The sequence below is a fragment of the Bradyrhizobium sp. LeoA1Lang genome (assembly GCF_055413685.1).
Map to the genome: position 1 here is coordinate 1 of NZ_JBVAPG010000617.1, position 255 is coordinate 255.

General features: G+C 63.9%; 1 pseudogene. It reads left to right on the plus strand.

Annotation, left to right across the window (positions count from 1 at the left end):
• Positions 1 to 255 (plus strand): annotated as a pseudogene (locus tag ACZYOF_RS44740) (ShlB/FhaC/HecB family hemolysin secretion/activation protein); the annotation flags it as partial.

Sequence of the window (255 nt, forward strand, 5' to 3'; positions counted from 1 at the left end):
AGATCATCGGCGGCCGTGCGGTGATGACGCTGCCGGGCCGCGAGAACTTCTTCCAGACGCTGTCGGTCGGGGTGGACTACAAGCACTTCGACCAGACCGTGGGGCTGGGCACCGACAGTTTCGCCTCCCCGGTGACCTATTATCCGGTGGTCGCCACCTACGGCGCGACGTTCCAGAACGAGAACTTCGTCACCCAGTTCAACGCCGGGATCACCTACAGTCTGCGGCCGTTCGGCAGCGACTGGACCGAGTTCG